The sequence below is a fragment of the Vibrio sp. 10N.261.51.A3 genome, from assembly GCF_041471965.1.
In the GTDB taxonomy this organism is placed as follows: domain Bacteria; phylum Pseudomonadota; class Gammaproteobacteria; order Enterobacterales; family Vibrionaceae; genus Vibrio; species Vibrio crassostreae_C.
The window spans coordinates 16,289-28,466 of the sequence record NZ_JBFRPK010000033.1; the positions used below are offsets into that span (position 1 = coordinate 16,289).

At 46.3% G+C, this 12,178-nt stretch carries 10 protein-coding genes; 4 read left to right on the forward strand and 6 right to left on the reverse strand.

Translation table 11 applies throughout. The annotated features are described in order from the left end of the window. The first annotated feature begins 47 nt into the window (after positions 1 to 47). From AB4371_RS09630 to crp, 4 genes are all read left to right on the forward strand, one after another. On the forward strand, positions 48 to 1,040 hold the full coding sequence (locus AB4371_RS09630) for a hydrolase (RefSeq protein WP_102393048.1): 993 nt from the start codon (positions 48 to 50) through the stop codon (positions 1,038 to 1,040). A gap of 95 nt (positions 1,041 to 1,135) precedes the next feature. After that, positions 1,136 to 1,348, forward strand: coding sequence for a YheU family protein (locus tag AB4371_RS09635; RefSeq protein WP_010435208.1), 213 nt, complete (start codon positions 1,136 to 1,138; stop codon positions 1,346 to 1,348). 77 nt (positions 1,349 to 1,425) lie between these two features. Beyond that, positions 1,426 to 2,295: a phosphoribulokinase gene (locus AB4371_RS09640; protein WP_010435210.1), complete on the forward strand. Its 870-nt coding sequence runs from the start codon at positions 1,426 to 1,428 to the stop codon at positions 2,293 to 2,295. Between the two features lie 239 nt (positions 2,296 to 2,534). Beyond that, positions 2,535 to 3,167, forward strand: a complete 633-nt coding sequence (gene crp, locus AB4371_RS09645; protein WP_004729651.1) for a cAMP-activated global transcriptional regulator CRP — start codon at positions 2,535 to 2,537, stop codon at positions 3,165 to 3,167. Positions 3,168 to 3,344: 177 nt separating this feature from the next. On the opposite strand, the gene AB4371_RS09650 is transcribed toward crp, so the two are convergent. The 6 genes from AB4371_RS09650 to AB4371_RS09675 all read right to left on the reverse strand — a co-directional run bounded on the left by AB4371_RS09650 (position 3,345) and on the right by AB4371_RS09675 (position 12,023). Then, complete coding sequence (locus AB4371_RS09650; RefSeq protein ID WP_102393034.1) at positions 3,345 to 4,136, reverse strand: DUF1338 domain-containing protein; 792 nt, start codon at positions 4,134 to 4,136, stop codon at positions 3,345 to 3,347. A gap of 213 nt (positions 4,137 to 4,349) precedes the next feature. Further along, complete coding sequence (gene astD, locus AB4371_RS09655) at positions 4,350 to 5,807, reverse strand: succinylglutamate-semialdehyde dehydrogenase (protein WP_061019169.1); 1,458 nt, start codon at positions 5,805 to 5,807, stop codon at positions 4,350 to 4,352. Between the two features lie 39 nt (positions 5,808 to 5,846). Further along, a complete protein-coding gene (gene astA / locus AB4371_RS09660) occupies positions 5,847 to 6,866 on the reverse strand; it encodes an arginine N-succinyltransferase (RefSeq protein ID WP_017061116.1) in 1,020 nt (339 codons plus the stop codon). A 107-nt stretch (positions 6,867 to 6,973) separates the two neighbouring features. Beyond that, positions 6,974 to 8,185 (reverse strand): aspartate aminotransferase family protein, encoded by a 1,212-nt coding sequence (locus AB4371_RS09665; protein WP_102393035.1) that lies wholly within the window; start codon positions 8,183 to 8,185, stop codon positions 6,974 to 6,976. Between the two features lie 464 nt (positions 8,186 to 8,649). After that, positions 8,650 to 9,228 carry an aminodeoxychorismate/anthranilate synthase component II gene (locus tag AB4371_RS09670; protein ID WP_009848915.1) on the reverse strand — a complete coding sequence of 193 codons (579 nt, stop codon included), beginning with the start codon at positions 9,226 to 9,228 and terminating at the stop codon, positions 8,650 to 8,652. Positions 9,229 to 9,428: 200 nt separating this feature from the next. Further along, the gene (locus tag AB4371_RS09675) at positions 9,429 to 12,023 is read right to left on the reverse strand and encodes an ExeM/NucH family extracellular endonuclease (RefSeq protein WP_372127630.1); all 2,595 of its coding nucleotides are present in this window, start codon (positions 12,021 to 12,023) and stop codon (positions 9,429 to 9,431) included. Between the last annotated feature and the right edge of the window lie 155 nt (positions 12,024 to 12,178).

The following is a 12,178-nucleotide window of genomic DNA, read 5'->3' on the forward strand; positions in this document are numbered from 1 at the left end:
AACTCAACACGTTATCAAAACCCGTAAAAGAAGCATGGATCGTTTTTATGACAATATTTACCGCAGCTGCTGGTCTCTCTAATCCGCACTTACAAACCTTAGTGCCACGGTTTATTCGAAAGCAGGCGCTGTTTCATCCTCACTGGCAAACCTTAGAAACACCCGATGGTGACTTTCTTGATCTTGCTTGGAGCGAATCACCAGACGGTGACACCTCAAATAAGAATGATCGCAGTAGCAAGCCGATATTCGTTCTATTCCACGGTTTAGAAGGTAGCTTTGAGAGCCCTTATGCCAATGGATTAATGAATGCGTTTGCTAAAGATGGTTGGTTGTCCGTGATGATGCACTTCAGAGGCTGCAGCGGAAAACCCAATCGCCTGGCTCGCGCTTACCATTCAGGTGAAGTCGAAGATGCGCGCTTTTTTCTAAGACACCTGCACGCCCAGTTTCCGAATAACCCTAAGGTTGCGGTTGGCATATCTTTAGGTGGAAACATGCTGGCGAACTATTTGGCTGAGTACGCAGACTACCCATTGCTGTCGGCGGCGACCATCGTATCTGCTCCTTTTGACTTAGCGTGTTGCTCTAGTCGCATTGAGCGCGGTTTCTCCAAGCTCTATAAGAAGTACCTGCTCAACTCTCTAAAATCGAATGCGCTAAAAAAGGTTAACCTGCTACAGGAAAAACTTGGCATCACCGCTGAAGCCATCAAGAACATCACCAAACTGTATGAGTTTGATGAACGAATCACTGCGCCTCTGCACGGCTTCAAAAATGCTCAGGACTACTATGCTCAGTGCTCAGCGCTTCCTAAACTTAATAAGATTAAACTACCGACTCAGATCATCCATGCCAAAGACGATCCGTTTATGACAGACGACGTAATTCCAAAGTTCGTGTTGCCTGACAACATCGACTATCGCCTGTTTCAAAAAGGCGGCCATGTGGGGTTCATTACCGGTAGCACGCTCAAACCAAGGTTTTGGTTAGAAGAAGCCTTGCCTGCCTACTATGAAAGTATTCAAGATTCGGCATAATGACCGAGCCTTAGTAAATAGAAGTAAAACAATACTAAGCACACGCATTTCTACATCAATAAACCTATTTATGAACATAAAAGAGAGAAGTATTTATGATCATCCCATGGCAAGACATTGCACCAGAAACACTGGAAAACCTCATCAAAGAGTTCGTGCTGCGTGAAGGTACAGACTACGGTGATGTAGAGGTTTCATTGCAAAACAAGATTGACCAAGTGAAACATCAATTAGCCTCAGGAGAAGTCAGTATCGTATTTTCTGAGCTGCATGAAACCGTTGATATTCAAGTCACAAAACGCTTCTAGGCTGCGCTCATAAAGGAGCCGTGTTATAGTGGTAAACGATTGCTAACAAGTAAGTTACTCAAAAGACAAGGGTTGTCATGTCCGCTAAACATCCAATTATTGCGGTGACGGGTTCATCTGGAGCCGGCACCACCACCACCTCAGAAGCCTTCCGTAAAATGTTCAATATGATGGACGTGAAGGCCGCTTGGGTTGAAGGGGATAGTTTCCATCGCTTCACTCGCCCAGAGATGGATGTCGAGATCCGTAAAGCGCGCGAGCAAGGTAAGCACATCAGCTACTTTGGTCCTCAAGCCAACGACTTTGGTGCGCTAGAAGAGTTCTTCCGTAAATACGGTAACGAAGGTACAGGTAAAGTAAGAAGCTACCTGCACACCTTTGATGAAGCCGTGCCTTACAATCAAATGCCGGGCACCTTCACGCCATGGCAAGAGATCCCGGAAAATTCCGATGTGATGTTTTACGAAGGCTTGCACGGCGGTGTGGTTGATGGCGACATTAACGTTTCTCAACACGTCGATTTGCTGATCGGCATGGTGCCCATCGTAAACCTAGAGTGGATTCAAAAATTCGTTCGTGACACCCGCGATCGTGGCCACTCACGCGAAGCCGTAATGGATTCCATTGTTCGTTCGATGGATGATTACCTTAACTACATTACCCCGCAATTTTCGCGCACTCACATCAACTTTCAGCGTGTTCCAACCGTAGATACATCTAACCCTCTCAACGCCAAAGGGATTCCAAGTTTAGACGAAAGCTTCGTAGTTATACGTTTGCGTGGCATCAAAAACGTCGATTTCCCCTACCTTCTGGCTATGATTGATGGCTCGTTTATGTCTCGTCATAACACGCTAGTAGTGCCAGGCGGCAAGATGAGTTTTGCTATGGAGCTCATTGTGAGGCCAATCCTGCAACAACTCATCGAAACCGGAAAAATAGGTTAACAAAACGACATTCTGGTTGATTACTTTTCATACCGTGATCATGTGCACAATTTTGCGTAAAAAATCGTAGCTTGGTCACGATTAAAATCAAGAAATAGTACCTGAAAAAGGATACTATTCTTAAACGAAACACAAGATAGCTTGCAGCACTCAACGAGTGCTCTTATCCTACAAGTCAATCCAGGCTTAGCTAAAATACGGAAAGCGGCAAGCATACCCTGCAGAGGAAGTGAGATATTATGGTTCTAGGTAAACCTCAAACCGATCCAACATTAGAGTGGTTCCTTTCACACTGTCATATTCATAAGTACCCTTCAAAAAGTACTTTGATTCATGCTGGTGAAAAGGCAGAAACCTTGTACTACATCGTTAAAGGTTCTGTGGCAGTTCTTATCAAAGACGAAGAAGGTAAGGAAATGATTCTTTCTTACCTAAACCAAGGCGACTTCATCGGTGAGCTTGGCTTGTTCGAAGAAGACCAAGAGCGTACAGCTTGGGTTCGTGCTAAATCTCCTTGTGAAGTAGCTGAAATTTCTTTCAAGAAATTCCGTCAACTTATCCAAGTGAACCCAGATATCCTAATGCGCCTTTCAGCGCAAATGGCAAACCGTCTACAAGTAACTAGCCAAAAGGTTGGTGACTTAGCGTTCCTTGATGTAACAGGTCGTATCGCTCAAACGCTACTAAACCTAGCGAAACAGCCAGATGCAATGACTCACCCTGACGGCATGCAAATCAAGATCACTCGTCAAGAGATTGGCCAGATCGTTGGTTGTTCTCGTGAGACCGTTGGTCGTATCTTGAAGATGCTAGAAGAGCAGAACCTAATTTCTGCACACGGTAAAACTATCGTGGTATACGGCACTCGTTAATCTCGATTAACTGAGCCAAAAATTTGAAAGCCACCAAATGCAAATTTGGTGGCTTTTTTGTTTTCTAAAGATCTACAAAGAAAATACGAATGAAACACCTACAGCTTCGAAGCGCAAACACTCTCGAAGCGAAGCCTATCTGCATCTTTAGGGTAAAGTCCGTACTCGTATCTTTCTTTAACCGTTAGTGCTTTCGAAGATCTTGTCAGCCGATGCTGCCACAAAACCGGTATAAAGCTCACCATTAGCCATCGCATAACGCTTAGCGAACTCATAGAAGCCTCCAGGAATCATCTCATTGCCCTCAACAAATGAAACTGGGACTTTATCTGCCATTGTTGATGATTGCTCTAATAAGACCTCTGGAGAGCCTTTAACCTGGCCACCAGATGCATTGATCGTGAAGCCTGATTCGCTCAAATAATCATTCACTGCCTGCACTTCATCAAAAGCATCGAGTTGATTAACGCTCACTGTAAAGTGGTTGGCACCGTAACCATGAGCTGCGAGCCAAGACGCGTATTCACTCTCTTTTGCAAGCACTTGGAAATCTGCGAAGCTCAAGTCCCATAGACGACCACCAAACAAGAATTCATGGCCTTGAAGCTTGCTTACGTCGACTTGCTCAACCAATTTAGCAACGATCTGTTGTAAGTCACTTGAACACTCTTCGACCTTCAACTCACTAATGAACACTTTTGGCTGCTTCGGGTCTGGGTGCTCGTAATGCTTCGCGACTAGCTTCTTACTCTCAAACAAGTAATCGCCACACGCTTTATAACCTAGCTCAAGGAAAGGCTTAGCCAATGTTTCAATACCTAGCGGAGCAACATTGAAAGTACGCAGTGCAATATGGTCGTTGATCAGCGCTTCATCTTCTTTCAGCAAGTGATGCACTTTCTCAGCCGATGGACACAGCCTGTGAATGTAATCGTCCCATAGTGATTTAAAGAGTAGATCGGGCGTCATGGTGACTCCTTGTCAGAGGTTCTAGCAAGCTAGTAATTTGGATTAGAAAGGGAGAGGCTGAGACACAGAGTCAGCAGCCATCAGCCTGTGACATACTTGTTCTATTATTATCTACCGCCCAATCTAGGTGTCGGACGTGATGGAAAAGGGAAGCGATAACACCACTTCCCTATTTCAAGCTTAACCAATGAGCCTAAGACTCATTAGCCTAAATTAAAGCTCAATACCTGGGCTAAACGATGCTGGTAGTTGAGTTTCGCCACCTTCCATTGAAGCCATAGGGTAAGCACAGTAGTCAGCTGCGTAGTAAGCACTTGGACGTAGGTTGCCTGAAGCACCCGGACCACCAAACGGTGCATCACCACTTGCGCCTGTTAGCTGACGGTTACGGTTAACAATACCCGCACGGATATGGTCAACGAAGTATTCCCATTCAGAATCGTCTGTTGATACAAGGCCTGCAGACAAACCAAAGCGTGTGTCGTTAGCTAACTCGACCGCTTGCTCTAGCGATTGGTAACGAACCACTTGCAGCAATGGACCGAAGTACTCTTCATCTGGCAGTTCAGCAATATTGGTTGCATCGATAATGCCCGGAGAAACAAACGCCGCTTGACCCGCTTTTGCTTCTACTAGGCTGACGCCGCCTAACGATTGTAGATTCGCTTGCGCGTCCAGAATGAACTTAGCCGCAGCTTCAGAGATCTGAGGACCCATGAAGGGTGCTGGTTCAGCGAATGGCTGATCAACACGAATCTTTTGCGTAGCTGCGACCAGTTTATCTAGAAGCAGATCGCCCTTCTCGCCAACAGGCACATACAAGCGACGAGCACATGTACAACGCTGACCAGCACTGATGAACGCCGATTGGATGATAGTGTATACCGTTGCGTCTGCATCACCGTATTGGTCGCTGATCACCATAGGGTTGTTGCCGCCCATTTCTAGTGCCAGCATCTTGCCCGGTTGGCCCGCGAATTGACGATGCAGGATATGACCAGTATTCGCACTACCCGTAAATAGCACGCCATCAAGACCTTTAGCATCAGCCAGTGCGATACCTGTCTCTTTAGCGCCTTGCACTAGGTTGATTACGCCAGCAGGAAGACCCGCTTCTTGCCATAGCTTCATTGCGAATTCACCCGTCCAAGGTGTCTGCTCTGAAGGCTTGAATACTACGGTGTTGCCCGATAGCAGAGCTGGAACAATATGACCGTTAGGTAAGTGACCAGGGAAGTTGTAAGGCCCAAATACCGCCATCACGCCCAATGGACGGTGACGAAGTACAATTTGGTTGCCAGCCGCTTCACGTGAAGCTTCACCTGTACGCTCGTGGTAAGCACGGATAGAGATGGCGATCTTGCCTGCCATCGCGCCCGCTTCAGTGCGAGTTTCCCAAATCGGTTTACCCGTCTCTTTTGCAATAATCTGTGCAATCTCTTCGCTGTTCTCTTTTACCTTCTCAGCAAAGTTCAACACGATCGCTTCACGCTCTGCAAAGCTCAATTTTTTCCAAACCAAGAAGGCTTCACGAGCTGCTGCTACTGCAGATTCAACCTGCGCTGGTGTTGCGCTATCACCCTGCCACACTACTTCATTGTTGTATGGGCTTACTGATGTCATGGCGTCACCTTGACCTGCCACCCACTGTCCTGCTATCCACTGAGTCATACTTCTATCCTTAAAATCTTCGACAGATAATCGCCGCTCTTACTGAGCCAACATGCGAACGAATTCGCCTTCTTTTACTTCAAGAGCGCTCGCTACTTCAGATGATAAAATCACTGTGTCGCTTGCTTGGTCATACGCACCTTTCGCGGCTACTGCGCGGAAGTTCTCAAACGAGGTATTACCAATTAGGAAGTCTTTAGAGCTAGAGTGCTCTGCAATTTGAACCTGTGCTCGAATTGAGTGACGCACAGATTCGATGTTTCTTAGATCACACTCAACCGTTGGGCCTGCATCAAAGATATCGACATAACCACGGTTGGTGAAACCTTCACGTTCCAGCAACTTAAGTGCAGGGCGCGTATTGTCATGTACCTCTCCGATCACCGCTTGAGCTTCTTTGCTCAGTAGGTTCACGTAGATAGGTAGCTTAGGCATTAGGTCAGCAATGAAGCCTTTCTTACCAATACCGGTTAGGTAATCGGCAAGCGTGAAGTCAATCGAGAAGAAATGTTCTTGCAGCCATTGCCAGAAAGGAGAATTGCCTTCCGCATCTGATACACCACGCATCTCAGCAAAGATCGTTTTTGAGAAACGCTCTGGGTGCTCAGCCATCAGTAGGAAACGACACTTAGACATCAGTCGACCGTTTAAGCCTTTGCGGTAATCAGGACGTAAGAACAGCGTACAAATTTCGCTGCAGCCTGTGTAGTTATTACCAAACGTCAACAGCTTAACCACGTTATTCACTTTAAGGCGCTGTGAAGAGTGAACCACTTTACTGATGTGGTACGAGTAAAAAGGCACATCCCAGCCAATGGAAGCTTCGATACCCGTTGTACCAGCAACTTCGCCAGTTTCAGCGTCGAAACCCACCATTAGATAGCCTTCATCACCGGGTTCGGTCACGTCTGCTTTCGCAAAGCTGTATTCAGAATGGGTAATTCGGTTAGTTAACAATTCTTCGTTAACCGGAAGAGATGTGAATCCATGACCTGATTCAACTGCACAGGTGTGCAGCGCATCGTAATCAGACAGTTTTATTGGGCGAACAACTAGCATCAATATTCCCTCCAGATGCAAAATAGGCCCAAAACCAGAAGCTTGGGCCTTTAGCAGTACGTCATGAGATCGCTCTAATGGCGATCATTCCTATGACGCCGCTCAGGCTAAACTAGCGTAGCGATTGCTTTGTCTAGTGTTGATAAACCTTCTTCAATTTCTTGTTTAGTGATAACCAGTGATGGAGTAAAACGAACCACGTTTGCACCCGCAACCAGTACCATTAGGCCTTGCTCGCCTGCTGCTACTAATACGTCACGCGCACGCCCTTGCCATTCGTCATTCAGTGCAGCACCTAACAATAGGCCTTTACCACGAATCTCACTGAAAATTTGGTATTTGTCGTTAATCTTAGTTAGACCATCACGGAATAGCGCTTCACGCTCTTTTACGCCTTCTAGAGTCTCAGGTTGGCTAACTACGTCAACCACTGCTTCAGCTACCGCACACGCCAGTGGGTTACCACCGTATGTAGAACCGTGCGTACCAACCTTAAGGTGTGTAGCCAGTTCAGACGTCGTCAGCATTGCGCCGATAGGGAAACCGCCACCTAGAGACTTCGCTGTGCTTAGAATGTCTGGCGTCACGCCCAGACCTTGGTAAGCATAGAAGTTACCAGTACGACCATTACCTGTTTGTACTTCATCAAAAATCAACAATGCATTGTGCTTGTCACACAGTTCACGAACCGTATTCACGAACTCAGCCGTTGGAGAGATGATACCGCCCTCGCCTTGCAGAGGTTCCATCATGATGGCACAAGTGCGATCAGAGATATGCGCTTCTAGAGCGGCAATATCGTTGTAAGGTAGGTGAGTTACATCGCCAGGTTTTGGACCGAAGCCATCTGAGTAAGCTTCTTGACCACCAACGGTTACAGTAAAGAAAGTACGACCGTGGAAACCTTGTTTGAATGCAATGATTTCAGACTTCTCAGGACCGTGAACATCCGCAGCCCAACGACGAGCTAGCTTAAGTGCTGCTTCGTTCGCTTCTGCACCAGAGTTCGCAAAGAATACTTTTTCTGCAAAACATACGTCAGTTAGCTTCTTCGCTAGACGCAGTGCAGGTTCGTTAGTCATTACATTACTTAGGTGCCAAATCTTGTTTGCTTGCTCGGTAACAGCATTAACCATTGCTGGGTGACAGTGACCCAAACAGCTCACAGCGATACCACCAGCAAAGTCGATATACTCTCGGCCTTGTTGGTCCCAAACGCGTGCGCCTTCCCCTTTTACTGGGATCATTTCCATTGGGTTATAACAAGGCACCATCACCTCATTAAACAGACTACGTTCTACTTTATTTTCCACTGTCATCGTACATTCCTTCTCGATACCGCAAGCTTCGCAAATAAGCGTAATGGTTCATAAGTGAGACAAAGATATTTTGTCTCGCCATAATCCCGCTGCAGCATTATATTTACATTTAATTAACCTTTTCAATAGTAGATTATTCTTTAGCCATCCCTTACAACCAGCTAAACGTCACTACCTATGACTATTTATGCATCAATTAATCTGTTTTATGAAGCTTTTTTTACCTAAACGTATAACCAGCAACAGCAAAGCCTTACTGGCATTGCGGTATATTGGGTTCGAGACGAAATAACGCGAATAATTTTGCATAGGCTAAAAACTTAGCCTGACGAGGGAGAAATGTTATAAAAAGTGATCGGCGTCAGAGGGATGAAGACGCGTAGCGCCCGAATTTAAACGCTTAACGGGTAATGGAATACGTTAAACTGGCTTATTTAGACGGAGAAAGAGTCAAATTTAAACACTCAGCGTGCTAGGAAGTTAGCGAGAAGCTGGTGTCCTTGCTCTGTTTTAATCGATTCAGGGTGAAATTGCACCGCATCAATCGGCAAGGTTTTGTGTTGATAACCCATGATCTCATCCATGCTGCCATCTTCAAACTCCGTCCAAGACGTCAGCTCAAAGCAGTCTGGTAGCGTGCCATTTTTCACCACGAGTGAGTGGTAACGTGTCACAGTCAGAGGGTTATTGAGACCTTGAAAAACACTCTTGCCATTGTGGCGTATTGGCGAGGTTTTACCGTGCATCACTTGTCTGGCTCTCACCACTTCACCACCAAACACTTGAGCAATGGCTTGATGACCAAGACACACACCTAAGATCGGCAGCTTGCCAACGAAGTGTTCTATAACTTGCAGAGAGATTCCCGCATCATCCGGTGTACAAGGACCCGGCGAGATAACAAGGTGACTAGGATTCAGTGCTTCGATGCCCGCAATATCAATCTCATCGTTGCGTACAACTTTTACAGTTACCCCTAACTCACAGAAATACTGATACAAGTTATAAGTAAAGGAGTCGTAGTTATCGATGATAAGTAACATGAGTCGAAATCGTTTGCTAAATACTAAAGGATTGGGAGATATAGGGGCGGTATTGTGCAATACCCATAGCGAAAGGCAAGTGGAAACTGCATTTCGCCAATAATTAAGGCCAACCTAGGTTGACCTTAATTGTTTACAGATAGCGTTAAGTTATCTGAATTGGCTTGCTTGTATGGCAAGCCAATCTACTTACAGTTTAGCTACTTGCGACGACGCCACATTGCCAGGCCAAACAATGACATCAATGCACCCAAGCCGAATGAACCGCCGACTCTTAACTCAAGAACCGCAGGATCATGATCCGATGAACGGAAGTGATCTTGGTACTTAGGCAGATCGCCTTTGTACTCTTCGTTGTAGTCAAACAACGTCGATTCACCACCATTAATGTGCCAATCGGTAGCATCGACAACCCTATCTTTCAGGCTTTCGCTGATCAACAGGTGATCCAGTGCGCCCACTTCGTCATTGTATGAGTAGCTCCAGCTGTCTGGGTGCTTTTGAGCTACAGCATTAATGTAACCGTAGTTCTTAGTAATCACCGCACCGCTATCACCAAACTGTTCAACACCATCAATGTAAGTGTTACGCGCCGCTTTAATTTGCTTTCCGTATTTCTCTTCAGAGTAATCCGTTAGCACCAACATTGGATCTTCCATGCCATACGAATTCATATCACCCAGGATCACTTTGTGACCTTTGATGCCATCGAGCGCTTCACCTAATGCAACCGCCGCAGCAACACGGAAGTTCTCACATGAACCTTGCTTATCGGCATCAACGCCGCCTTGGCCGCCCTGCTCAATCGGAGCAGCATCTTCCCAACACTTAGAGCCTTTCGATTTAAAGTGGTTGATCGCTACGGTGAGTTTCTCTTTGGTGCCTTTAACTTTAAAGGTTGGCGCCAATGAGTCACGTTGGTAGTTCTTACCGTCTTCAATCACCTTGCCTGAATCGTCTAACACCTCTGGTGCTTGTTGGCTTGGCATCGCGATAACACGGCTGTCTTTAAGCTTAACCACCTTCTTACGGTAGATAACACCGGTTGTGATTACATCGGTACCAATCGAGTCCATCTCGTCGGTTACGCCGTCTTCGTTCGAGTCGACAGCCACAAAGGTATAACGGTCTTTCTTACGCTCAATGCGATCATTCAGTTGGTTTACAAGTTGCTGAATGGCAGAGCCTTCACCAAAGCCATTGTTCTCAATTTCCATCAAGCCAATGATGTCTGCATCTAAGCGAAGAATCGCGTTCACAATCTTCTCTTGCTGCATCTCAAACTCAGTGATGGTGTTCGCGCCACGGTTATTGCCGTGCTGATTCGCGTCGCCACCAAATGGAGAGTTGAAATAGTTCAATACGTTGAAGGTCGCAATACGTAGGTCGCCTTCATCCATGTCTGGCTTGTCGGTACGCGGATCGTTACGCACATAGTTTTCAGCCGAGATCTGGTTAGTCGCAATTAAACGGTACTCACCGTAGCTGTAAGTCAGCACGCCTTCTAGGCCAACAATGGTGTCATCAATGCGGATGTAATCTTCTGTTGAACCATCTTGGTCGATATCAGTGCGGCCAAAATCTGGGTAGAAAGGGACTTGTCCATCAGCCGCTTTTTGATCGGTTTCAACGAAAAGACGGCGGTCTGCGTTGTCTTCAGTTTGCTGCTTCGCTTCGTCAGATCCCGCGGCGAAAAGCTGGTTCGGCTGCATGTTAATACGCTCATGCGCCAGTACCATGTTGTTACGACGACCTGCGTAGTCATAACCAAAGGTACGCGTCACACGCATATCAAGCGCTTCGGTTGTTTTCACCAACATGCCTTCGTAGCGTTCAAGCGTTGCAGCGAAGTTCTCGTCACTGTCTAGCACTTCAATCGCCGTAGCTTCAGGTGCCTGCTGCTCGCCCTGTTTTAGCCATTGGTTGTTTTCTACTTTCAGCTGAGTGTGGCTGTAGTATTCTTGAACCTTGCCTTTCACACACACTACATCACCGGCTACTAGCTCTGAGCTCGACTGGTTGGTATGAATAAATAGACCCTCAGAAGTGCTTGAGTTGAAATCATCCTCAAGTGCTTGCAGGTAGAAGCCTTTAGTTAGGCCTGTTGTTACCGCACTTACCACACCTTTTACGAAATATTCATCGTCGGTGATGTACGGGTAGCCATCGATGAATGGCGATGTAGCGCCCTCACCTTGGATTTCTTGAATGGTGGTGAATACTGGGTCAGAGCCATCTTGTGTACAAGTGAACGCTTCTGGCAGTTCAACGCTGTCTAGTGAACCTAGGCCTTCAATGCTGTCTTTTGGTAGCGATACCCATTGTGAAGCATCAAACGTCGCAGAAGGTGTTTGTGTCGCACGAACCAAAGTAACATCTTTGCCCCAGTCCACATCGCCCATCAAACCAACAACATCATGTACCGAGCCGTCTGAATTCAAGATAGCCAGCGGGTCGTCACCATTATGATTGGCGATAGAGGCATTAATGATGTCAGCTTGAGCTTTAATCTCATCACTCGCACTAGAATGTGCGACCACGAGTACTTCACCGGGTGCTAAAACGTGTCCATCTAAAGGTAAAGTGGCACCCCATGATCCGTTGCCATTGGCAGATTTCGCCAATGAGTAACCATCTAAACTAATGCTGCTATCGCCACTATTGGCAATCTCAACCGCTTTGTTATAGCTGCCGCCTTCCACATATTGTGAAATAAACAAATCAGCGTGTGCGCTTGTAGTTAACAAGCTACCAATTGCCACTGCTAGCAATGAAGGTTTGTGTAAAAGAGCCATCCGTTTCACCTGAGTTCATCGAGTTATAGTCACTGCCATCTATGGGCAGTCATGTATTTTGTGGTAACTATCAGGTTTATTTATGAAAGGAATAAGTCAGTTGGCAAGAAAATGAGGAACTTATCACTTTGGAATCATCAATTGTTTGGCACGTT

Bases quoted from the DNA above. Each gene is read 5' to 3' on its own strand.
- AB4371_RS09635 (WP_010435208.1), top strand. From the start codon at position 1,136: ATGATCATCCCATGGCAAGACATTGCACCAGAAACACTGGAAAACCTC.
- AB4371_RS09650 (WP_102393034.1), bottom strand. From the start codon at position 4,136: ATGACGCCCGATCTACTCTTTAAATCACTATGGGACGATTACATTCAC.
- AB4371_RS09665 (WP_102393035.1), bottom strand. From the start codon at position 8,185: ATGACAGTGGAAAATAAAGTAGAACGTAGTCTGTTTAATGAGGTGATG.
- astD (WP_061019169.1), bottom strand. From the start codon at position 5,807: ATGACTCAGTGGATAGCAGGACAGTGGGTGGCAGGTCAAGGTGACGCC.
- crp (WP_004729651.1), top strand. From the start codon at position 2,535: ATGGTTCTAGGTAAACCTCAAACCGATCCAACATTAGAGTGGTTCCTT.
- AB4371_RS09670 (WP_009848915.1), bottom strand. From the start codon at position 9,228: ATGTTACTTATCATCGATAACTACGACTCCTTTACTTATAACTTGTAT.
- AB4371_RS09675 (WP_372127630.1), bottom strand. From the start codon at position 12,023: ATGGCTCTTTTACACAAACCTTCATTGCTAGCAGTGGCAATTGGTAGC.
- astA (WP_017061116.1), bottom strand. From the start codon at position 6,866: ATGCTAGTTGTTCGCCCAATAAAACTGTCTGATTACGATGCGCTGCAC.
- AB4371_RS09630 (WP_102393048.1), top strand. From the start codon at position 48: ATGACAATATTTACCGCAGCTGCTGGTCTCTCTAATCCGCACTTACAA.
- AB4371_RS09640 (WP_010435210.1), top strand. From the start codon at position 1,426: ATGTCCGCTAAACATCCAATTATTGCGGTGACGGGTTCATCTGGAGCC.